Origin of the sequence: Paenibacillus sp. GCM10027626, from assembly GCF_042676285.1 — a bacterium.
GTDB lineage: Bacteria > Bacillota > Bacilli > Paenibacillales > Paenibacillaceae > Paenibacillus_Z.
Genome location: NZ_JBHTHC010000005.1, coordinates 356,184 through 379,197, shown reverse-complemented (window position 1 = coordinate 379,197; position 23,014 = coordinate 356,184). Strand labels below are relative to the sequence as shown.

Below are 23,014 nucleotides of genomic sequence, written 5' to 3'. Positions count from 1 at the left end.
GAATGGCCAGTATTTTAATTGTGGAAGATGATAAGCTGCTAAATGAAGGCTTGGCTTTTGCGCTTTCCCGGGAACAGTACCGGACCAAGTCGGCATTTTCATATGCCGGGGGCTGGGCTGCGCTGGAGGCGGGCAATTTTGATCTGGTCATTCTGGATATTCAGTTGCCGGATCGCAGCGGGATTGAGCTATGCGAGGCACTGCGCGCGAAATCGGCTGTACCGGTCATCTTCCTCACTGCCAATGATACGGAGCAGGATATTGTGGCCGGCTTTGAACGGGGGGCTGATGATTACATCACCAAGCCGTTCAGCATGCCGGTGCTTGTGCAGCATGTCAGAGCGGTGCTGCGCAGGAGCGGCAACGACGAGCCGGGCGACAAATGGGAGTATAAAGAGCTTGCGATTCATCATGCCAAACGAAAGGTGTATAAGCGGGGGCAGGAAGTGCATCTGACTGCCAATGAGTACAAGCTGCTGACGCTGCTCATCGAGCACCGCAAGCAAGTGCTGACAAGGCAGCTTATACTGGAGAAGCTATGGGATGCTGACGGCAACTATGTCGATGAGAATACATTAAGCGTGACGATCAAGCGGCTGCGCAGCAAAATCGAAACGGACCCGCGAAACTGCGAGTACATTACAACGGTATTCGGCATCGGCTATACTTGGGGAGCGGATGAATGAAACCGTCTTTTAGAAAAACGGTCCTAATCGGGTTTATGCTTTTTGCCGCGCTGAGCGCAGTATATTTAAGCGCATTAATCTACTATGAAGCGGGTCGGACAATGGTCGGCCTTGCTTTGCTTTTTATCACTGCTGCCGCAGTTTTGTATGCTGCGTTCTTATTGGCGATTCGCAAGCAGACAACTACAGTGCTGCAGCAGTTAACGGCGACGATCCAGTCTTTGCTGCTCAACAGGCAGGAGGCCGTTGTCGCTTTTTCCATTACGGAGGATACCGCAGTATCCAAATTGCAGGCGCAAATTTTGAAGCTATCGCGCATGCTGACCGCTCAAAGGGAGCGTTACAGGCAGGACAGCGAGGAAGTAAAGGCGCTCATCTCCGATATATCCCATCAATTGAAGACGCCGCTGGCGAACTTGCGCATGTATAATGAATTGCTGCTGGATGCGACGCTGCCTGCGGACAAACGCGGTGAATTTACCGGCCATATGCAAAATCAGCTGGAAAAGCTAAGCTGGCTGCTCGATAGTCTGATCCAAATGTCGCGTATCGAGACGGGCATCATTGCGATCGTCCCGGAAAAGCGGCCCTTGGCATCCACTGTACTTACAGCAATCAAGCAGGCATATCCCGCGGCACAGCAAAAGGGAATCGAAATCAAGCTGCAGGGCGGGCCTTCTGCAGAGCTTGCGTTGAAGCATGACCCGAAATGGACTGGTGAGGCGATTTTCAACCTCATCGATAATGCCATAAAATATTCCAAGCCATCTGCTAGCGTAGAGATCGCCATTATTCCCTATGAGCTGTTCGTCAGGATTGATGTGCGGGACCAGGGAGCCGGGATCGCAGAGGAGGAACTGGGGCGAATATTTGCCCGCTTCTACCGGGGAGAGCAAGCAAAAGCGGTTCAGGGGGTCGGGATCGGCCTCTATCTGGCGCGCAAAATTGTTGCTGCACAGGGCGGTTATATAAAGGCTGCCTCCGTTGTTGGGGAGGGGAGCACGTTTTCGCTGTTTTTGCCCAATGACCGCGATGAGCCGGCACCAAATTCGGGATAAGGAGTGCAGCATGAAAAAATCTTCAAAAGGCAAGCGGCTCAAGAGAGCTCTGCTCAGTGTGCTGGCTTGCTTTGTACTATTAATTGCATTCGTATATATGCAGAACGGGTGGCTGCAGGTCAGCCGGTATACCGTTACTTCAAATAAGCTGCCGGCTGCATTCGACCACTATAAAATCGTGCAGCTGTCGGATTTGCATAGCAAAACATTTGGTCATAACAATGCCGACCTTGTCAATAAAATTCATGAGATTCAGCCGGATTTGATCGTCATGACCGGAGACATGAAAAACTCGACGAATGATGACGGTGAGATTTTTCTGCAGTTGGCGGAACAGTTGCAGGCGCAATATCCGATTTATTACGTCTCCGGCAACCATGAGCAAATTATGAGCAGCATTGCATCAAGAGAGCAGTCGGACGAATATGAGCAATATATGGCGCGGATTGCCGATCTCGGTGTCCATGTGATGGACGAGTCGGGGACAAAAATTGTGAAGAATGGCGAGTCGATTCAGTTATACGGGCTTACGCTGCCCTTACGGTTTTATAAGGCGAAGGACACGGCCTCTTATGTAGGGGAAAAGCCGCTCGACAAAGCGTATATCGAAAAAAGGATCGGTGCGGCGGAGCCCGGCGCCTTCACGATCCTGATGACGCATAATCCGCTCTACTTTGAGCAATATGCGGAATGGGGAGCAGATTTGACGCTCGCCGGCCATATGCATGGCGGGGTAATCCGTATTCCTTTTGCAGGGGGACTCCTGTCGCCGGAGCGATCCTTTTTCCCAAAATATGATGCCGGCAAATTTACGCTTGAGCAAGCGTCCGGGCCGGCCGCACTAATTATTAATCGCGGGATGGGAGACGAGAAGGTTAATATAGGCCTTGGCGAGGTGAAGCTGCCGCGGGTCTTTAATCCGCCGGAGATTACGGTGATCGAATTGCTGAAACAATCGTAGATCGTTGCCTTTTGTGAAGTCATGCGGACCTACGATCCGCTATTTGCTCGGAAAACAGGCGATTGGAAGTTTTGGCGGAGAATCCGTTATTTGTGGATTTACCCTGATTTTCGGGGCGATTTGAGGCCAATAACGGAACGACGGTCCGCTCGGGTCCACTCGCCCACACATAACAAAAGAACTGCAACAGACGTCGCTGCTTAGAAGGAACGCCAAGGGATGAAGTAAGCATTCTTCATCCCGGCGGAATTTTGTCAGCCTATATGGGGTCACCTCACGAAACGGAAAAAATCGTACGCTAACAATGCGTCGCACGGAAAAACCGGACCCTCAAAGGAATCCGGTTCTCATATTAGCAAGTGAAGTTCAACTAACGTTCTCCTTCCATCGGTTTTAAGGGTTTATCTGCGTATTTCAGGCCGCGAAAGTTGGATCATCCTTACAATCCGCGTTTTTCACGCCAAGGGCTACCAGCATCGATCAAGAATGGATTCGTCAGTTGTGCAGCAAGATCGCGAGTACGGTCGAAAACATTGCGGGCGGTTTCGCGTATCCAGTCTTCATCAAAGATTCCACCACCCGCAAAGGATGACAGAGGCTCTTACTTGACGTATTCAGCCATTACAACAGTTCGATATACCCCTCTGTTCCATGCACGCGAATTCGTTGCCCATCTTTTATCAATTTGGTCGCGTTCTCCACTCCGACGACTGCCGGCAAGCCATATTCACGTGCGATCACTGCGCCATGGGTCATCAGTCCGCCAACTTCGGTGACCAGGCCTTTTATGGAGACGAACAATGGTGTCCAGCTAGGGTCAGTGAACGTCGTGACTAATATATCTCCCTCTTCAAGATCAGCAGCTTCCATATTTACAATGACACGCGCTCGCCCCTCGATCACTCCGGAAGAAACAGCCAGACCCACAATAGCTCCCGCCGGGAGATTTTCTCGTTTGTACTTGCCTGCAATAATTTCGCCATCAGACGTGATCACACGCGGCGGAGTTAGTTTTTCGAATAATTTATACTCGTCTCTTCGTTTGCTGATGATCTGGTTATCCATTTTATGGGTGCGTACGGCTTCGTGAAGTTCTTCAAAAGTGAGATTGTATATATCTTCTTTTTCATGGATCACGCCCGCTTGTACAAGTCGTTCGGCTTCTTTCAGCAAAGCCTGCTTATAAACGAAGTAGTGATTCATCCAAGCGTATTTGGGATATTCCCGGTAACCGCTGAAATTCCGAACGATGTCGATCATTCGTTTGGTTTCTTTGGCTTTTGTCTCACCGTCCGGAAGACGCTTCAATCGTTCCAAAAGCTCTTGTTCTTTGTCCATAGCTTCCTGTCGCCCATGTTCGAATTTCAAGCTGCCGGCAAGAGGCTCAAAGTTTCTAATGTTGCCCAGGATCATGGGGACAAGCGTACTCGGTTTTTCGCTCCATCGCGTTCTTGTTATATCGATTTCTCCGGTGCACCGCATTCCGTATTTTTGGAGAAAAGCATAGATCGCGTCTCGGGTTTCCTGTCCGCCGTCAAACTTATGGAGTTCATCCAAAAAGTTATCCGCTTTTACATATTGCAAATAATCAATGACCTCCGGATAGGGACGAACCACATCTGCGACATCCATTAGCTCCAGACCCATTTGCGACGTAACGTTGTTCGGCACAGATTGAGAAAGCGTATCCGCCGCATTCTTTTCGCCTAACCACTCGTTCATGTTTTCATTGATCCAAATTGAAGCATTTATAACGGTCATAATGACATTCAAACTTTGCGGGTCAGTCAAGAACTTCATTAATTGCTGGATATCTTCCCGAATAAAATCGAATAATGCCGATCCCGACTTCGTTTGAATGTTTCGTTTCAACTGTTCGATCAACGCTTGACTGCGCTTGATCAAATCCGAGACGATTGTCGGATCGTTATCGAATTGTGCCAGCGGATTTGGATTGCTTCTTCTGGGATTCGGCGGGTTTTCATCATCAGGCAACGATTTTATAAAATCTCCTCGTTCAATTATGGTCATAAGTGCGTCTTTCATGAGCGGGTCATGTTGTCCCATGGTAGTTAATAATGATTCTCTGCTGATTGGTGAAGCCAGCATTTGTGCAACATCAACAAACAACCTTCCGCCAGCTTTACGCATCGGCGCTGGAGTCATTAATAGGTAAAAAGACAATCCGAGCGGCTTGATGGGATCGGTCATCATTTGTTGGTGCCCGACAGAGATGTAAACGTGGTTATCCTGATCATCCGCTTCAGGAATTGGGAATAACGTCGTGATCGGCCGGCTCTGGACAATATAAAATGCATCGTCATCCAGACACCATTCGATATCTTGCGGCTGGCCGAAATAAGCTTCGATCTGTCTTCCGATGCGTGCCAGTTGTAAAATTTGTTGGTCAGTAAGGGCTTGCGTCTTCTGCTGATCGGGATCGATCTGCTGGGTCTCTGTTCCGCCTTCTTGCCGTCCATAGATCGCTATTTTCTTGGCTGCTATCCTCTTGTCGACGATTTGCTCATCCCGCACTTTATAAACATCGGCAGATACCAAGCCAGAGACCATTGCTTCTCCAAGTCCAAAACCGGCATCGATGGATAGCAGCTTTCGGTTAGAAGTAATCGGATCAGCAGTAAATAAAATTCCTGATGCCTGCGGGAAAACCATTCTTTGAACGATAACAGATAAATAAACTTGGCTGTGGTCGAATCCATTTTGCATACGGTAGATTACCGCGCGATCCGTGAACAGGGAAGCCCAACATTTGCTGATATGCTGCAAGATCGCTTCTTTGCCGATAATATTTAAATAGGTGTCTTGTTGACCGGCAAAAGAGGCATGCGGCAAATCTTCAGCAGTCGCACTAGAACGCACTGCATAAGCATGTTCATCGCCAAACCGAGAGAGATAGTGAGCAACTGCTTTCACAACATCGGCAGGAATTCCTGCTTCCATAATGATTTGTCGAATTTCCCTGCTGATTTCAGCAATTTGATCTCGATCTTCTGCTTTTAGCATGGTTAGTCGATCCAGCAAAGCATGATACGTTTCGTTTTGTTCGATGGCTTTTTGATATCCCGCTGTTGTAACACAAAATCCTTCCGGTACGTGTATTCCTTCAATTTTTGATAATTCCCCTAAATTTAACCCTTTTCCGCCAACGAGCAAAAGCTGCGTTTTTTTCATTTCTTGAAAACCGAGAACCAAAGAACTCATTCAACATCTCTCCTAACCATTAAATTGAGAAAAAACATTTGACAAGAGTTTACTGGTCCGGCCTTGATGACGGGCTGCAGGATGGCGCCGAAGATTTGCAGAATCATGAGAGCAGCTTATCGCGGCCAACGTTATCCCCGATCCGTCAATATCGTGCTTTCTCGTACAAATTCGCGGGCAATGCCTGCACGAACGGCGACCAATCGCCCGTCGTGTAAAGATGAAGCCGGTGCATGGCCCGCGTACACGCCGTATAAAGAAGTTTGCGTTCGTTGTCCCGGCCGTAAGCTTCGGGCGAAGCATCATAGACCAAGACTGCATCGAACTCGACACCCTTGGCGAGATACACGGGAATGACCATCACTCCTTTTTCAAAGCCCAGCGTCTCCTTCGTAATGAGCTGCAGAGCTTCGCCTCCATGAATCCGTAACGATTCATGGGCCTCCCGGCTTTCGGCTGCCGTCTTCGTAATGACGGCGATGGAATCGAAGCCCTCGGCCATAAGCGCCGCGATGTCAGCCAGAATTTGCGCATCACGCTTCTTCCCGCCGTCCAGTCTCGTCAGAAGGGGCCTTTGGCCGCCCCTTTCAAACGGTGCAATATTTTCCCCGCCTGGAAGCATCGATTTCGTAAATTCAACAATCTCCTTGGTTGAACGATAACTGCGTACAAGGCGGACAAGGCGTGTTTCGGTTTCGCCGAAAAGGCGGACCAGTGGCGAATCGGCTGCGTCCAAACTTGTAGACTGCATATAGATCGCTTGCCCGAAATCGCCGAGCACCGTCATCCGGGCACGGGGAAACAGCTTTTTTAGATATTCATATTGAAACGCCGAATAATCCTGTCCCTCGTCAACGAAGACATGCCGGATTTCCGTGTTCGTCCGGACGCCTTCGATCAGTTCTCTTAAATACAAATACGGAGTCGCATCCTCGTGGAACAACTCGCTACGGAGCAGAGTTTCCTTGGTTTGCCCGCATATTTCAGCCCACAGCGGGGGGACGTCGGCCCCATTCGTTTTCTCCCGATAAGGGGCTTCGCCCTCAAACAGTTGCCCATATAAGCTCTTGATATCGACGAACGAGAATTTCTTCACGCTTTTCCTAAGCGGTTTAAAGCCTTCTTTCACGATCCTTCGGCGAAGTAGCTCTTCCTCCTTAAGGCCGAAGTCAAAGTCGCCTTCATCTCCCCGGCGTTCGTTCTCACGAGCGGCGTATTTTTCAGCAATTTCGAATACTTCCTTCTCTTTATGCAGCATTTCGAAGGCCTCCACGTACTGCTCGGTGTCGAGATAAATCAACTCTTCCTGTACCCAAGGCGCTTCCCGTTCCGCGCGTTCCAGCGAAGCCAGTTCATTCAGCAGCCATTCCTGCAAAAGTAGGACACGATTGAACAACGGCAGGGAGCGGTCATAACCGTAAAACTCCGCCCTCATTCGCTCCGCGGTAATCAATTCGCGGTCCCGAAACCGAATACCGTTGAACCGCATGCCTTCCCGTCCCAACCACATTGCATAGTTTTGCAGGGCTTGCAGGAAAGCCTCGGATGCTTTATACCCGATCCCCTGAAGGCGAGCCTCGTACCCCGGCGCACCTTGCGAGGTCAGCACGTATTCGATCTGATGAAAGGGATCCTCCGGCCGCAGCGAGGAACCGAGCCAATAATCGAGATATTCCTGAAAAGTCGTCTGCTGCATATTCTCTTCGCCGAGCTCCGGAAGGACAGTGGAGATATAACCGGCAAACATCGGATTCGGCGAGAAAAGAACGATCTGATCGGCCTTGATCGTCTGGCGGTGTTTGTACAGCAAGTACGCCACCCGCTGCAGCGCCGCGGAAGTCTTGCCGCTGCCGGCCGCCCCCTGCACGATAAGCATCCGGCTGTTGTCGTCGCGGATGATGGCGTTTTGTTCCTTCTGGATGGTTGCCACGATGCTCTTCATTTGCGAATCCGCGCCTTTGCCGAGCACCTGCTGCAGCAATTCGTCTCCGATCGTTTCGCTCGCGTCAAACATGTTGCGGATTTGCCCGTTTTGAATCTGAAACTGCCGCTTGAGCTCCATCATCCCTTCGAATCGTCCGGACGGCGTGACATAAGACGCCGGGCCGGGGGTGTGGTCGTAGTACAGGCTCGCGATTGGCGTGCGCCAGTCATAAATCAGAAAGCTCAATCCGTCTTCGTCGACGAAGGAAGAGACGCCGATATAGATCTGCTCGCTGAAGTCCAGACCATCCTCCTTAAAGTCGAAGCGTCCGAAATAAGGAGACGGGAGCAGACGGTTCATGCTTTTCCATTGCTCGGTCAGCAGCTTGTGGCCGCGCTCCCGTTCGGCCAATAACGCGGACTGCTGGTTAATCGTGTAGTAGGTCTCTTCAAAATCTCCGCCCGTGCTTGTGTTGATCGTAACATCTTCCCAAAACCGCTTGCGGATGTCTGAAGCCTGATCGCGCAGCCCCGCAACCTCCGGCTCCAGTTCGGCGATTCTCGCCTGCAGCTTGTTCCGGACCTGTTCCAGCCGCTCCTGTTCCTCCCGCCAATCCTTCGCGTCCATCTCCCCTGAACACACTCCCTTTTCCGTTTTTTGGGATAAAAAAGAGCATTGACAAATCAAAGTTCCAGATGTACAATTAAAGTAGGGATAAAATTAAATGTAATCCGTATTTTAATTAGTCAATGACGCTATCGATTATATCATAGTGTCATTTCGTGTTCAATTTATTTTTTTTATTGTTGCCGTTCGGCTGCGCTGAACATTGGCCCGGATTGTGGACAGTTTCAAAACACCGCGGAGTTAAGCTGCCAGGAGATGACCCTTTAATTCATAAGGGTCATCTTTTATTATGTCCACTGGCTCTGAATTGTAGAATGAAAACACTTGAACCCGTTGAAACATAGGAGAATCTCTCGGGGGAAATACCACCATATATTGGAACTAAACTGCCCGTTCGTAATCCCCTCTCTGGTCTACTTGTCATAATGAACTATACCTCCAACTGACGTCAGAAGATCTCAAGAAAAAATTTGGATGATCTTCGCAAAATCGTCCAAGACCTAACCAAACGGAGTGTTCGAATCGAGTTTGTTAAAGAAAATCTGAGCTTTACTGGCGAAGATTCACCTATGGCCAACCTTATGCTGTCGGTAATGGGGGCTTGCAACCTTAGTCGCTGTCATGCTTCACCTCCCTAGCAAGCTGCGCGGAGCGCTTGCTGCCCTTGGCGAAAGGCAAATAGAGCAATAGGAAGAAGCACAGGGCGAAGGCTTCCATAGAAAGCAAGTACCATGGGTAAGGGCCGAGATAGTCAAGCAGTGAAGCCGTGTCCGGTTTACGGGCGAGAAACATATAATTGCCGCCGGTCAGCCAGTTAATCGGCAGGACGATGACAAGCAGAACATTGAGAAACCCCATCGTCAGCCCAACGGATTTGAGCGTAGGGCGGAGGCATTCCACCCATGCCATATACAGCACGGCGAGAATGATTGCGATATGCGCAATGAAAAATTGAAAGAAGCGAAAATGCGGGTATCCGTAGTAAAGCACAGGCGTCAGCAAAGCTTGAATCGCACCGCCGATCCCGATAAAATAGGCGATTTGAAAAATAAAGCGGCTATTGAACAGCAGCATAAAAATACAAAGATAAAGCGAGATGCTGCACAATTCCAGTGGCAGTGTGTCGCTTACATTGTATATACTTTGGTTGATATACCACAAATTAAGAGTCAGCTCGGATAGAATGAGAATGGCAGCCAGGACGAATCTTCCATATCGGCTTCTTTGTCCTTGCCGCAGCCAATTGCGGCTTAAATACAAGCTGGCAATAAGGGCAATAAAAAGTGCCAGCATGGAGATATGCGATGGAGAATAGGCGAAAAATCGGTATGCCGATCCGATTGCAGCATCGAGTTCCATGATGACTTTCACCTCCGATAGGTTAGACGGAGCACGGGCGGACCGCGTAGATCCGTTATTCGTGAATCGCAGCATTTTATTTGTTTGCGCTTACCGTTATTGTAATTGCAAACAAGCCGAAATGGACATTAAATTACTCTAAAATTAAAATTGTGCTAGAGAAATGCGAGGGGGAAGCTAGGGTGGTTGAACAAAAAGTGGCGGCTGCACACGGATCAAAGGCTTATATGTATATGAGCGTGGACGAGCTTGTTTATGGGGGTGAGTGAGAAGTTTGGCAGATAAGGAGATAGAAAGGATCTCATTCTCCACTTAACGGTGGACTTTGAGGTCCTTTTTCTCGATCTTGAGAAGTTCCTGTATCATACGAACACTTATGGGAATAGCCTCATAGTTATAACAACAATAAAAAAAGGATTTGACTTAGGGAGAGGGAATACATTTATTAACAGAACGTTTATGGTTGAAGGAGGAAATGTAATGAGCAAACGTGCCACAGGTGTAGTTTTTATTTGCATTGCCGCTTTTCTTTATGGAATGCGGTATGTGAGCGCCGCTATATTCGGATCGAATGTTACCTCGTGGAGCGCGGAGCTGTTTGACTCTCTATTAAGCTATATCGGCAACGGACTTTTAATATGGAGCATAATCTCATTAGCGGCCGGTGTGATCTATCTTTTGTGGGCAGAGCAGGACAAGAAGCAGGGCAAGGGCAGGGGCGGGGAGCAATCGCAGTTAATTAGACAGATTAAAGAAAATTGGAATAAAGTAGATTGAGAACAAGCCCCCGCCAGCTCCGCGTGACATAAAATCCTTAGATGCAGAGGAGTCCCCGACTAAAGTCAGAGATGCATGCCCATCTCGGGTACGTTACGTGAAATCGTATATTGCTTTATTCTTATAAGCAAGAGGTTTATGCGACGAAGAATGCAATGGAGGCCGGATGCCATGAAGGACACACGTCATATCTATGTGCTGCTTACCGATACAGGGACATGGTTCACGAAATTGATCCGGGTATTTACGAGAGCGCCTATGAATCATGCATCGATTGCGTTGGATCGGGAGCTTACTGAAGTATTCAGCTTTGGCCGCAAAAAACGGAATAATCCATGGGTCGGCGGTTTCGTGAAAGAAGATATGACGAGCGACATGTTCGAACAAGCTTCCTGCGCGCTCTATTGCTGCGATGTGGACCAGGATACATACGAGAGAATCTGCCTGCATATTCGCGCGTTCGAGCAGAACAAGCACCGTTACACTTATAACCTGCTAGGATTGTTTGGTGTGCTGCTGAACACAAGAATTCCGCGGAAGGATGCCTATTTTTGTACGCAGTTTGTCGCTTCCGTTCTGATGCAGAATGGGATTCCAATCAGCTCCAAACCGCCGGAGTTGGTTACCCCGACAGATTTAGAAAAAGCGCATTGCCTAAAACCGCTGTACCGCGGAAGCTTGGGCGTCTATAGGGGCGGATTGGAAGCGGCTCGGACCGTCATCGCGCGGCTGGCTACGGCTTGATGGCGTAACGCGCTTTTGCGATAGGTAACTACGAGGAGTCGCCCCAGCGGCGTCTCTTTTTTGATGACTAAATGCAGTTTAGTCCCTTTCTGCAATCGCTTGAATCTATCTGCATAAAATGCAGTTAAACGTCCATGCCACTCCCGTGTCATGCGGGAATCAATTAACAATTCCATATACAGGAAAGAAAAGATGCTGGTATAATGGTGCTACTATAATACCCGCGTAACTAGTACAAGTATTTCGGATGATCATTGCTTGACCGTGTGTGACGTGTCATTATCTGCCCGGTAGGGAGGCAGTCTATCGAATGAGAAAATATGAAATCTATACGGTATGGATTGTCGCTCTAGTCATTGAACTTATTATTTTCTACAACCAAACTCATTCTGTACATGATGTCAGTGACAATCTATTCATGATGACGCTGATTGCCGTTACACTTGTTGTTGGCGCTACGGCGATTTTTAGCAGACACGATAAAAAGTAATCATGTTTGTGCACTCCTTGCATAGAGTAGTTAAAGGGCCTTTTGTAATAGCAAAAGAAACTAATAGGGGCTAAAACCGGGATAAATTCACTATTTTTCCGGTTTGCTGCAACCTATTTATTCCTTTTGACGTATTATAGGGTGCTGTTCAATACAACAAGAAGTTTTATGGGGAATGAGGGAGTGTGTTTCATGGGGAAGGTTTTTAGAAAATGCGTAATGCTTGCATGCGCATTATTTTTTGCGGGTGCTGTGGCGGTTGCCGATCATGCCGGAGCCCAGGCCAAGTCGGAACCGAATCAGCTAATTGTAGTAAATAAGAAGACGAATCAGTTAGCTTTTTTTGAAGATGGCAAGCTGCAGCGGACGTTCAAGGTTGCCACGGGCAAGACGAGCGATCTTACGCCGGACGGCAAGCACAAAATTGTTAACAAAATTAAAAATCGTCCGTACTACAAAGACAAAATTCCTGGCGGCGATCCGCGCAATCCGCTTGGCGACCGCTGGATTGGGCTTGATATTTACGGCACGAAGGGAACGACCTACGCGATTCACGGCAATAATAATGCAAATTCGATCGGTAAATATGTGAGCGCAGGCTGTATCCGCATGTATAATGACGAAGTACATTGGTTATTTGATCAGATCAAAGTGAACAGCTATGCCGTAGTGACCTCATCCGATTTATCTTTTGAAAAAATTGCTGAAAACAACGGATATGTACTGGTTGAAAAGCAGTTCGATGGCAAAATTGTCGTTAATGGCGTCGAAACCAAGATGAAAACGCCATTCCTAGTCTCTGATTCGCGCGTGTTCGTGCCAATGAGAGAATTGTTTGAAATGCTTGGCGCGAAAGTAAATTGGGATGCCAAGACAGGAACGGCAACGGCTTACGTTGGCAAGCGTACCATCGTGCATAAGCCGAACACCGATACTGCATTAGTAGACGGGAAAAAAGTGCAAATGACGCCTTCCCGCATGATCAACAACAAAGTGATGCTGCCACTGCGCGACATCTCGACATTATCGCAGTATGGCGTGACATGGGACGGGAAGAAGAATACGATCATACTGACTTCTGCTGCTCCGAAGCAAGAGCCTGCGAAGCCAGCGTCAACCAAACCGGCTAATCCGGCTCCGACTCCAACACCGGAAAAACCGGAGAAAAAGGTGGGAAAAGCTGAAGAAGCACCAGCTCCAAAATCTGTAAGCCCGGAAGGCAACGCAGAGGATAGTGCTGAGCCGCCAGCTGCTGGGGATGAAGCGGCATAGAACGGCCAAACAAGAAAGAACCGTCGCCAAAGCAGTTCACTGAACTGCTGCGGGACGGTTCTTTTTTGCCGATTTGCAGGCAAAAGCATGGTTGCGGTCAATTGTTCCTCGCCCAATCCGCCTAGACTGCATCGCTGCAGCGCTCAAGCAGTTGGAGCAGCAAAGGCTGCGCAGCGGCGGGCGCTTTTTTGCTCCGCGTTTTAAGCTTCTTGGAGCCTCGCCAAATTTGATAGACGAGCAAATCGACTTCATACTCGGACAGCTTGCTTGTTTGCTCCAGCAGAATCTGCATATTTTCCTCAGTTTCAAACGCCTCTGCGGGTTTAATCGAGACACGCTCTGTACATTTCAGCAGGCAAATCACCAAAGTTGGCATCGTCACAGGGCTAATACCGTATTCGGCAATGAGCGCTTCCACAAATTTATCCTGTACTAGCTGATGCTCCTCGTCGACCAGCGCCATATATTGCTCAACTAGAGGAAAGTAAGCCGAATCGCGCAAAGCGAGTGCGAATACGGCGTAGCTGCCCGGCATGCAGGATTTTTCGCCCTCTGTGTCGGCATACCATTCAAATTCCTTCATCGCCAGCTTCGCATATTGCTCCAGCTTTGGATGCAAGCCTGCGTATTCCGCGGCACTTGCGAAGAAACGATGGGTATGTGACTTGGCCAGACCTTTGATTGGCAGAAAGGTCTTCTGGCTTGCCTTTAGTTTAAGCTGATAGCTGCTCTGGAACCCCTTTTCCAGCAGGTTGCAAATAAAATCGAGCGCCAAGCCGTAGCTTGCTTCAGACTCTTGCTTGAAGGCAACCGTAATGGTAGAAAAGATGTCATTCGCTTTGCACTCCAGCTGCTCATCCTTGTACCAGATATCCTCGCGCGCGAATGCGCCGCTGCCTTCCTTCGTATATTGCACCGCTTTTTTGCTTCCGAGCGCAATGGCGCAGTCGAGAAATTGCAGCCCGACATGGCGTGAATAGCTAGGCTCATATTTTATAATCATCGTAGCAGCATAGAGCAGCAATTCCAGCTGTGCGGGATCCACCCCGGCCAGCGCTGCATCTTCCTTCAAGGTGTAAGGATCGTTGCTCCATTTGCGTGCCGGCGGGTTAAAATATTGCAATAAAAATTCATCCTCTACCCAGCTGCGGACAGTGCTTATCAAATCCATGCGGTGCTTCTCCACCGTATTTGGATGCGCTTTGTTCAGCTCGATAATTTGCTTGTATATGGCAATAATATCAGCGTAGTCAGGCTGGGAGAAAAGCCCTTTGTCTAGCAAATGCCGCGCAAGAAAAAAGGTATCCAGCGGCTTCGTCGGATGACGGCCATCCATTATCTTCTGCTGTACATAGCGGTCGATCCGTTCCAGCAGCAGATTCCGCTTGGCTTCATCCACGTAATGCAGCAGTTCGATCGACTTCACGCCGTCTTCTACTTGAAGCGTGGCGTTGAAGGTTATGTAATAGTTCAATATCGGAGTGGATTTCAACGCTTCAACACGCTCTAGCAACATAGCGGTCAATCGGGGGTGTATGATTTCCGTTACCTGCTGACTGGTTAAATCCGTCTGCTGGCGGGCCTTCTTTTTGTTGGAGGAGTCGAGAAAATCAGTACCGGTTGTGGATAAGCTAATTCTGCCATTCATATATTCAACGCACGCATAGTCATGAATGCCGACCTGCAGCGGGCTGCGTTTGACGATATTGTCGGCATCCTTCTGGCTGATGTCGTCAAACCAGCGGTCAAATGCGGCCATTAATTCTTCTATTAATACTTCCAAAGCTTCTTGCTCCATCTGCAATCACCACCACTTTATTTTTGTTACTATACTAGCATAATATATTGCGCCGGCTAATGCGATGGCTGATCGGCATATTGGAAATCTTTTTCGCTTATTTACGGGGGGCAAGCAGTTTTATACTATAATAACTTTTTATATAGAAGAAAGGAGTCGTCCCAAAGCAGCTATCAGCTGCCGTGTGACGGCTCCTTTTTTGACGGAATGGCAAATGTCGCACAAAATACAACATTTGCCTCCGAATTCTGCCGGAATGGCCGAAAATGTTGTACAGTCTGCAACAATCATCGCTATTTAAGCCCTTTGGAGGAGCTGATTGTTGCATTTCGTACAACAATTCGGGAGGATGCTAGCTTCCACCTATACATTTGTTGCACAAACTGCAAAAATTGAGCGCATTTTTTCGTTCGAACCGTATGCAGGTGTCGCTACCCGCCGCTTTTTCGCCGTTGCAGCATGCGGACGCCAAGGGGTTGCATTGCGTTGCCTTACGCATTAAGGATACCAGGGATTCAAGTGAACCAGCACCTCTTCCACTAGTGGGTTTTCCTTAATGATCGTTTGTTTTATTTTTTTGGAAATATCGTGACCTTCCTGGACACTCAAGTCTGCAGGTATGCCGACACGTACGTCTACAATCATATAATGACCATGTTCTCTTGCCCGAATCCGGTCGATGCGCTTCACTTCCGGAATCGATTGTACGAGCGTTACAAGTTCCTCCATGCGGCTATCGTCGATATTTTTCTCCATGAGTACGTCAATTGTATCGCGGCCCATTTCTATCGCCAGTTTCAATACGAGCATGGCTACGATAATTCCGGCGATGGGATCGCCATACTGAAGAATAGAAATGTTGTAATAATCGCCAAACATAGCCGCCCCGACACCGATGACTGCGGCAAGCGATGCGTACACATCGGCCAGATGGTCATAACCGGTTGCGATGAGGCCGGGGCTGTTCAACCTTTTGCCCACGCGCATCGTATAAATGTATAGCCATTGCTTCCAGATCAAAGAGAGTGCGGCGGTGATCAGCACCAGCCAGGTAGCTTGGCCAGGCGGCTCCATTAACGCCATTGCAGCATGGTAGCCCATATATAAGCTGGCGATCAGCAGAACGATAGCGACAAAGCCGGCGCCGATGACTTCAGCTTTGCCATGACCATACGGGTGGTCATGATCGGCAGGACGCTTGGAAATGATCATCGATACAAGGGCCGCTGCGCTTGCGAATACATCTCCGGCATTATGAACACCGTCTGCGATCAAAACTTGACTGCTAAACAGGAAGCCGACAATCAGCTTCATGAGCGTCAAAATAATATTGCTGATTAAGCTGATCCAGATCGCCGAAGCGGATGATGAATGAGTAGTTGCCATTATTGCAGTCCTCCAGGTTATGCGAATACAGTTACCCAGGGTGGAATTTCCAGTTGTGGTGGGTACCGTGTTATTATACATAATAGAATTCGTGTGGGTCTACAGAAACAGTGTTGCCCCTTAGTACAAGAATTACGGTACTTCAATATAATTTGGAAGAGCAAATTTAGTTGCTATGCTGCAAAAATGAACTGCTCCATTAGCTTGGACAAATTATGGTAAAAATAGTCCTCTCCTTTAAGGTAAGCATCAAGTATAATGGTAGAAACGCTGACGCATTTAGACGTAAGAACGAGGAAGTTTTTGAAGGAGGGCTGTTTTATGTTTGATACGGGAATATCGATGGGCGGCGGATTTGGAATAATATCAACTTTATTTCCCATTTTATTCGTGATCGTGCTTGTCATCATTATTGTTACGCTGGTAGCGAACGGTGCGCGGTATATGAAAAATTCAAGTGCGCCGCGGGAGTCTGTCTTTGCCAAGGTGGTAGCTAAGCGTACAGAGGTGCGCCATCACGGAAGCCATCATAGCGGTGACGGGATGAGCACGAACAGTTCACGGACGTATTATTACATTACGCTGGAATTCGATAATGGCGCGCGCAAGGAATATCTCGATGTGAAGCACTTGTACGGGCTCGTTGTGGAAGGAGACGTGGGCTATGCGGCAATACAAGGAGATTGGATTGTTGCCTTTGAGCGGAATGTATCCGGCGTGTGAAGAGGCTGCTGCGGCAGCCTCTATATAATTGGAAATTAGTCGGGTTGAATCGGGGCGTAAATATCGAAGTCAAAATATTGAATCGTGTCGGCAGGTACATGAAACGGATTGACAGGAGCTAAGCGATTGAGCTCATAGCCGTACGAGCCTTTGTTTATGTCGCGCTTATAGCCGCTATGTTCAAACCATTTCCATAACTGATCGTAAATGCGATTCATTTGATCGCGGTCGCCGCGCACTGTTGCGCGGGCAAATTTTTTGGCCGGAATCGTTAACGTTTCAAAACCTGGCGGAACCTGGTCAAAAGAACGAACTTCGACGCCCACCCAGAGTGTTTCGACGGATGTCTGCCACTGCCATTCCGGTATGAAAACGAGTCCTTGATCATGGCGGATCCGGTCAGGCTGCTGCAGCATCGCATGCTCAATTTCCTTCCATGCCTCCCGTACATCTCGTCCGCTTTGTTGTGTTCTCAGGACGACCGCTTTCATTTCCGGACGTTCAACAATGGTGATATCCGCTGTAACATGGTTTGTCAAACTGAACTCCTCCTCAGGTATGATGCCATTTCACTCGATAGTATAGCAGAATATGGAAGTCAGTGGTGCGAAATTAATTCAGAAGGGAGAGTGCGAATAATGGGGGATTCACGATCGGAAAAGGAACTGCAGCAAATTATTGCGAGGACTGAGCAGTTTGTCAAATCCGAGCTGGGAAATGACCCTACTGGCCATGATTGGTGGCACATCCATCGCGTTGTCAGGACGGCGGAACGGTTGGCCAGGGAAGAGAAGGCAGACCTGTTTATTTGTACAATGGCGGCATTATTGCATGATGTGGCGGATGAAAAGCTGAATGTATCGAAAGAAGCCGGGCTGCAAAAGGTGAGCGATTGGCTCGCAGCACTTTCGCTAGACGACGATGAGCGCCAGCATCTGATGGAGATTATATCGACGATGTCATATAATGCCGGAACAAATCCGCCGATGCGCACACCGGAAGGCAAAGTTGTACAGGATGCGGACCGGCTTGATGCGATTGGTGCGATTGCGATTGCCAGAACCTTTCTTTATGCGGGCTGGAAGGGCGACCCTATTCACGATCCCGGGCTGCCGCCGCGGGACGAAATGACCGCAGCCGAGTACCGTCAGGGAAAAAGTACGGCCATCAATCATTTTCATGAAAAGCTGCTCAAGCTGAAGGAACGGATCAATACAGCCTCCGCCCGTCGGATTGCCGAGGAACGGCATCGCTATATGCAGCAGTATGTGGAGCAGTTTTACAAAGAGTGGGAAGGGGAGAGTTAGCAGATCAGACTGCATGAGTTATGAAAAAGAAGGAGCAAATGCCGAGGCTGCACATTACTCAGATCGATGAAGAACCAGTGGAACAGTTTTCATATCGCTGCGCGTCTGTCGGAAGCAAGGGGATTGCCGAGCGAATGCTGCCTATTTACAAAGGATGCATGGCCGGGCTGCCGCCTGCACTGCATGCGCTCATTGTTGCGTCAGATTTGCAAGGCACTATCTTCCGCGGACCGGATGAAGTATTAATTGGCGAGACGTTGCCGGAATATTTGCTGCTGCTGCTCGGTATGGAGTATCCGGGAATTGATGGCCGCAAAGTTGGAGTATTGTTATGCGGCGATTTGTATGCCGATCCGGAGCAAAGGGGCAGCAGCGGCAGTCCCGTTCGCGTCTGGCAGGCATTCCGCCAATATTTCGGCTGGGTTGCAGGGGTTGCCGGCAATCATGATGTGCTTCAGCCAGGCGAACTGGAACTGCTGCAAAGCGATAGCGGCATTTATTTTATGGACACACCTTCGATTGTGGAGCCGGACGGATTGAGGATTGCCGGTCTGGGAGGAGTAATAGGCAGACCGGATAAACCGAACCGCACGCCGGAGCAGCAATACTTGCGCACAATCCAGCAATTGCTGGCTCGTCAGCCGGACAGCCTGCTGCTGCACCAAAGTCCGGATTATCCGGCTTTGCAGTTCGAAGGCTCGGCCCAAATTCGTCAGACTTTGGAGGCTACTCCCGCGACGGTCGTTTTCTGCGGTCATTCTCACTGGGAGGCGGCGCTGGTGCGGCTGGCAAATGGAACGCAAGTGCTGAATGTGGATGCGAAGGTTTTTATTTTCACGGAGTGAATGAAAAAAGGTGAAGCAGATTGTTGGGATCTACTTCACCTTTTTTCATTATATTGTAATGGTTACTTTCCTTTAACTGTAATAAACTCGCGTACTTGCTTCCATTCTGCCAGATGCCGCTCCAGATTCGTGATCAGCAGCTCGACTCCGCTGTGGAAGCTGGCGCGCTCCAGCTCTGTAATATCGCTATAGCCTTGCAGAGCCTCAGAAGGCAACGGGCTATGCGGCGGAAGGGCGTCAAGCAGTTGCTGCAGCTGCCGCTCCAGCTCCAGTGGGGTTGTTTCAGCAGCTTGCGCCCTAATGTGCGGGACCGCCGCAGCTAGAACTGGTGTTATCGATTGTGCGTCCGAGGGAGCTGCGGCTTCTGCCGCCTTTTTTTCAGCAGGCTTTGCCGCGGCGGGCTTGGCCTTCTCAGGCGCCGGCTTCGCCCGCTCGGCCTTGTTCTGCTCATATACATACCAGGTTTCGAGCAGATCACGGCCGGATTTGTAAAGCAGCTTGTCCTTGGTGCTGGACGAGAGAGTCGAATCCTTGAACAGGCGGGCGATCCGCTTGACATCGCTGACAGGCAGCTCGTCTCTGGCAACAATGAGCGCCAGCGGGTCGCGATGCTCTAACGCCAGATCTTTTAGCGGCAGCAGCTGATCCTCGGTCAGCTTGTCCTTGCGGATCTCCGTACCGCTGACGATCAGCTTTTTAACCGCATTGCCGAACTTGAGCAGCTCGCATTTGTTTTTTATGTATGATTCCGGCTTGCCTAGCTTGCTGGAGAGAAACTTGGTCGAGCAGCTGAATTTGGGATCGTTCAGCAATTTGTGGAAGGCCTCCGCTTCCTCGATCGGGGAGAAGCCTTCCCGGGTCAAGTTTTCGGCAATTTGCTCCAAGTAAATATCCGTTTCATTAGTTGCTTGCGAAATGATGCAAGGAATACTGCTTTTGCCGAGCGTTTGGCAAGCTTTGTAGCGCCTGTTGCCGTAAATAATTTTATAGCGGCCGTCTCCGGTTGAACGCACCTTGATCGGGGAGAGCAAACCCAGCTCTTCAATGCTTTGCATTAATTCCTGCAACGCCTCTTCATCAAACTGATAGCGTGGCTGCGCGCTGTCCTCGTCGATTAGCGCCAGCGGGATTTCTGTTATATCCATTTTGCATGACTCCTAACCTTCTCTTATTTCATCCCCAAATAACGACTAACTCTATTATAACCTTATTCTATCTAATAGGGGAGGAAGGATTAGGCCGTTTATGAACGAACGCCAACGGATGTCGCGGCCGCTATTTTCGAAAATTCGACGGATCTGAAATTGTAACGGAACCGTGTGTCTCTATTTGATAATCATGCTCGCGATTTTGCAAGAAAATGCCCCATTAAGGTCGCTTGCATCCGTTAGATTTCAAAAAGGAAAGTTATTGGCGAAATAAGGTCTGTGGCTTCCGTCAAACCGCTTTGCAACTTGTGCGCAAAGGACGCCCTCAGGCATTTTTCTCAAAATTGCTGATGCTAACGGTTTGCGTTTGCGGCTCCCACACCACCTTGGCTCCAAGTGCTTCACTGACAAAACGGACCGGAACCATTGTTGTATTGTGGATGATTTGCGGCTTGACGGGCAGTACGGTGACTTTGTCGTTCGCTTTTACTGCTGCGGTGCCGGTTCTGAAGTTGAGGGTGATCTCATTTTTTTTATTAACAGCGGTCACTGTGCCCTTCTCTGGCTTATAATCGACTTGTGCGCCCAGCGCTTCAAAAATTGCGCGCATCGGCACATATAGGGTGTTGGCGACCGAAATCGGCGGCTGTTTCACGGCCAACTCTTGCCCGTTAACGATGATCGTTATACCGCGTTTGGCGATAGCATTCTTTTTTGTCTCATCGAAAAAGGCGGCGGTGGCTTGTACGGCGCCAGCTTGCCGGATCGGTACACGCACCGAGTATAGGCGGTTTGAATAAATGTTCTCAGCAATTGAGAGGGCGGGCAGCTTACTGCCATCAGCTTGAAGCGGTGTGATGATGCCGTGAATCTTTTGCGTTTGCTTGCCGTTTTTTATGACGGCGGTATAGACTGAAAAACCGTCCTTCATGTAGCTTCCCTGGTCTATAAAGTAGGTTTCATCGTCGGCAAGAGCCATAAATTGCATATGGTCGATCTCTTTAACCGCATCCATCTTAATCGATAGCAGCGCAGTCCGTTGTTCATATGTATAGCTGCTTTCACCGCTTACTTCAACGACACGCCCTTTGGCATCGATGCCTTTGGCAATGACGTTAATGGCTTGTGCTTTGCTGCCATTTTTGACAGCGATAATTGCTTCCAAGTAATCTTTATGGGCGATCGTAGCCGTCGTAAGCACTTGATAGGAGGCTTCAATCGGCTCCAGTGCTTGTACATCTATTTTTTTGATCCGGTCCCCGCTGTCCAGCAGCAACTGCAGGGTGGCAGTCTGGCCGCTGTACATATATTTATCTTCTTTTTTAATTTCGATAATTCGATTGGTCGAGTCGTAGCCGATGATCAGAAGGGTCACATTGCCGCTGGCAGTAACGTGAACATCGGCTGTCACTTTCATTTTGCGGTCTACGAGCTTTTGCTCAGAGCCCAGCAGCTGAACTTTTTTGTCGGCGGATGCTGGAGGAGAGGAAGGCAAGGCAGATACGGCCGGTTCAGCATATACTGGGGAGGCAGCGAATAATAGAAATATAACTGCAGTTAATAGATTAACTGCGGAGATGTTTTTCATGGGGAGCTCGCTTTCTCCTTTCATAGAAACAATAGGTAGATCTCTATTATTTCAAATCTCAATTCGCCTGTAAATCAACCGGAAGAACTAACATATACAGGAAGAAATTACCGGATTCAATGAGGGAGGCTCTCTTGTTATGGAGCGATGCAGCTTGTTTGATGAAAAATGGCGTATCGGCCGATTCCGGCCGCAGATTAATGCGTACTATTACAAGCAGTGGCTCAATTTTCAGATGGATGATCATGCTCACGCTTCAGTAGAAATTATGTATATCATTTCGGGCACTTGTGTCATACAGACGGAGCAGGAGCATATCGCGATGCATAAAGGAGATTTTATTTTACTTGACTCCGGTGTGACTCATCGGCTCGTGCTGGAGCGGGATGTGCCTTGCCGGATGCTTAATGTTGAGTTTACATTTGCAGAATGCGAAGACAGTTCGCTATCGCTGGCGCAGCTGACAGCCGCGAGCCCTGCTTTGGGCAAGCTTCTGGACAGAAGGGATATTGCCTATGTAACTTTATCTGACCCTAGCGACGTTTACCACACGTTGAAAAGTCTTGTTTTGGAGTTGGATGCGAGCGCGACTGCAGATGAAAAAAGTCTGGTACAGCTGTTGATGTCGCAGCTGCTCATTCAAATTGCGAGACTGGTTCAGCAGCAGGAGCATGTCAGCCGCCCAACCGATCATTATGCCCGGCAAGCGGTTGAATATATCCATCAGCATTATGACGGTGAGCTGCAAGCCAAGCATATAGCGGCTGCAATTTGTTTGCATCCCGTCTATTTGCAGCGCATTTTTCGCAAAAGTATGCAAATATCGATGGCCGATTATATAGCGCAGGTCAGAGTAGATAAGGCGAAAATGCTGCTGGCGCGCACAGATATTCCGCTGGCGGAAATTGCCGATTATGTCGGCTTGAACAGCCGGCAATATTTTAGCGAGTTGTTTAAAAAGCTGACAGGGACAACCCCGGCCGCCTATCGGAGCTCGGTAGAGGCGAACTTTTGGGAGAAGTCGGGGGAAGAGGTTGCAATTGTTGACAACTTGGAGTGAAAAGGGGTTGCGATGTTGAAAAAGCCTTCATCGTTGGGC

General features: G+C 49.0%; 19 protein-coding genes. 11 read left to right on the top strand and 8 right to left on the bottom strand.

Annotated elements, in window-relative coordinates; genetic code table 11:
* The first annotated feature begins 2 nt into the window (after window positions 1-2).
* The 3 genes from ACFQ0N_RS13040 to ACFQ0N_RS13030 are packed head-to-tail and all read left to right on the top strand — an operon-like array spanning window position 3 to window position 2,705.
* On the top strand, window positions 3-686 hold the full coding sequence (locus ACFQ0N_RS13040; protein ID WP_379326633.1) for a response regulator transcription factor: 684 nt from the start codon (window positions 3-5) through the stop codon (window positions 684-686).
* Complete coding sequence (locus ACFQ0N_RS13035; protein ID WP_379326631.1) at window positions 683-1,744, top strand: sensor histidine kinase; 1,062 nt, start codon at window positions 683-685, stop codon at window positions 1,742-1,744. The genes ACFQ0N_RS13040 and ACFQ0N_RS13035 overlap by 4 nt, the downstream gene beginning before the upstream one ends.
* A gap of 10 nt (window positions 1,745-1,754) precedes the next feature.
* Entirely contained in the window at window positions 1,755-2,705 is a 951-nt protein-coding gene (locus tag ACFQ0N_RS13030) for a metallophosphoesterase (protein ID WP_379326629.1), read from the top strand.
* 621 nt (window positions 2,706-3,326) lie between these two features.
* On the opposite strand, the gene ppsA is transcribed toward ACFQ0N_RS13030, so the two are convergent.
* The 3 genes from ppsA to ACFQ0N_RS13010 form a co-directional block, all read right to left on the bottom strand.
* The gene (ppsA, locus tag ACFQ0N_RS13025) at window positions 3,327-5,927 is read right to left on the bottom strand and encodes a phosphoenolpyruvate synthase (RefSeq protein ID WP_379326627.1); all 2,601 of its coding nucleotides are present in this window, start codon (window positions 5,925-5,927) and stop codon (window positions 3,327-3,329) included.
* A gap of 145 nt (window positions 5,928-6,072) precedes the next feature.
* The gene (gene helD / locus ACFQ0N_RS13020) at window positions 6,073-8,478 is read right to left on the bottom strand and encodes an RNA polymerase recycling motor HelD (RefSeq protein ID WP_379326625.1); all 2,406 of its coding nucleotides are present in this window, start codon (window positions 8,476-8,478) and stop codon (window positions 6,073-6,075) included.
* A gap of 609 nt (window positions 8,479-9,087) precedes the next feature.
* Window positions 9,088-9,837, bottom strand: coding sequence for a YwaF family protein (locus ACFQ0N_RS13010; protein ID WP_379326623.1), 750 nt, complete (start codon window positions 9,835-9,837; stop codon window positions 9,088-9,090).
* A gap of 480 nt (window positions 9,838-10,317) precedes the next feature.
* Here ACFQ0N_RS13010 and ACFQ0N_RS13005 point away from each other — a divergent pair, with 480 nt between their 5' ends.
* From ACFQ0N_RS13005 to ACFQ0N_RS12990, 4 genes are all read left to right on the top strand, one after another.
* Window positions 10,318-10,614 carry a hypothetical protein gene (locus ACFQ0N_RS13005; RefSeq protein WP_379326621.1) on the top strand — a complete coding sequence of 99 codons (297 nt, stop codon included), beginning with the start codon at window positions 10,318-10,320 and terminating at the stop codon, window positions 10,612-10,614.
* 171 nt (window positions 10,615-10,785) lie between these two features.
* Complete coding sequence (locus ACFQ0N_RS13000; protein ID WP_379326619.1) at window positions 10,786-11,358, top strand: hypothetical protein; 573 nt, start codon at window positions 10,786-10,788, stop codon at window positions 11,356-11,358.
* Window positions 11,359-11,668: 310 nt separating this feature from the next.
* Window positions 11,669-11,848, top strand: a complete 180-nt coding sequence (locus tag ACFQ0N_RS12995) for a hypothetical protein (protein WP_379326617.1) — start codon at window positions 11,669-11,671, stop codon at window positions 11,846-11,848.
* Between the two features lie 192 nt (window positions 11,849-12,040).
* The gene (locus tag ACFQ0N_RS12990; protein ID WP_379326615.1) at window positions 12,041-13,120 is read left to right on the top strand and encodes a stalk domain-containing protein; all 1,080 of its coding nucleotides are present in this window, start codon (window positions 12,041-12,043) and stop codon (window positions 13,118-13,120) included.
* Window positions 13,121-13,241: 121 nt separating this feature from the next.
* On the opposite strand, the gene ACFQ0N_RS12985 is transcribed toward ACFQ0N_RS12990, so the two are convergent.
* Both ACFQ0N_RS12985 and ACFQ0N_RS12980 read right to left on the bottom strand, forming a co-directional pair.
* A complete protein-coding gene (locus ACFQ0N_RS12985) occupies window positions 13,242-14,918 on the bottom strand; it encodes a DUF6138 family protein (protein WP_379326613.1) in 1,677 nt (558 codons plus the stop codon).
* A 498-nt stretch (window positions 14,919-15,416) separates the two neighbouring features.
* Window positions 15,417-16,304: a cation diffusion facilitator family transporter gene (locus tag ACFQ0N_RS12980; protein WP_379326611.1), complete on the bottom strand. Its 888-nt coding sequence runs from the start codon at window positions 16,302-16,304 to the stop codon at window positions 15,417-15,419.
* Window positions 16,305-16,625: 321 nt separating this feature from the next.
* Between ACFQ0N_RS12980 and ACFQ0N_RS12975 the strand changes: the two genes are divergently transcribed.
* A complete protein-coding gene (locus ACFQ0N_RS12975) occupies window positions 16,626-17,027 on the top strand; it encodes a DUF2500 domain-containing protein (RefSeq protein WP_379326609.1) in 402 nt (133 codons plus the stop codon).
* Between the two features lie 35 nt (window positions 17,028-17,062).
* Here the strand turns inward: ACFQ0N_RS12975 and ACFQ0N_RS12970 are convergent, their stop codons facing one another.
* Window positions 17,063-17,566, bottom strand: coding sequence for a GyrI-like domain-containing protein (locus ACFQ0N_RS12970; RefSeq protein WP_379326607.1), 504 nt, complete (start codon window positions 17,564-17,566; stop codon window positions 17,063-17,065).
* A gap of 99 nt (window positions 17,567-17,665) precedes the next feature.
* Here ACFQ0N_RS12970 and ACFQ0N_RS12965 point away from each other — a divergent pair, with 99 nt between their 5' ends.
* Window positions 17,666-18,334 (top strand): HD domain-containing protein, encoded by a 669-nt coding sequence (locus tag ACFQ0N_RS12965; RefSeq protein ID WP_379326605.1) that lies wholly within the window; start codon window positions 17,666-17,668, stop codon window positions 18,332-18,334.
* 38 nt (window positions 18,335-18,372) lie between these two features.
* Window positions 18,373-19,179, top strand: coding sequence for a metallophosphoesterase family protein (locus tag ACFQ0N_RS12960; protein ID WP_379326603.1), 807 nt, complete (start codon window positions 18,373-18,375; stop codon window positions 19,177-19,179).
* Window positions 19,180-19,241: 62 nt separating this feature from the next.
* Here the strand turns inward: ACFQ0N_RS12960 and ACFQ0N_RS12955 are convergent, their stop codons facing one another.
* Window positions 19,242-20,324: a ParB/RepB/Spo0J family partition protein gene (locus tag ACFQ0N_RS12955; protein ID WP_379326601.1), complete on the bottom strand. Its 1,083-nt coding sequence runs from the start codon at window positions 20,322-20,324 to the stop codon at window positions 19,242-19,244.
* Window positions 20,325-20,652: 328 nt separating this feature from the next.
* Window positions 20,653-21,915 (bottom strand): stalk domain-containing protein, encoded by a 1,263-nt coding sequence (locus tag ACFQ0N_RS12950; protein WP_379326599.1) that lies wholly within the window; start codon window positions 21,913-21,915, stop codon window positions 20,653-20,655.
* 139 nt (window positions 21,916-22,054) lie between these two features.
* Between ACFQ0N_RS12950 and ACFQ0N_RS12945 the strand changes: the two genes are divergently transcribed.
* Window positions 22,055-22,975, top strand: coding sequence for an AraC family transcriptional regulator (locus tag ACFQ0N_RS12945; protein ID WP_379326597.1), 921 nt, complete (start codon window positions 22,055-22,057; stop codon window positions 22,973-22,975).
* Window positions 22,976-23,014: the final 39 nt, after the last annotated feature.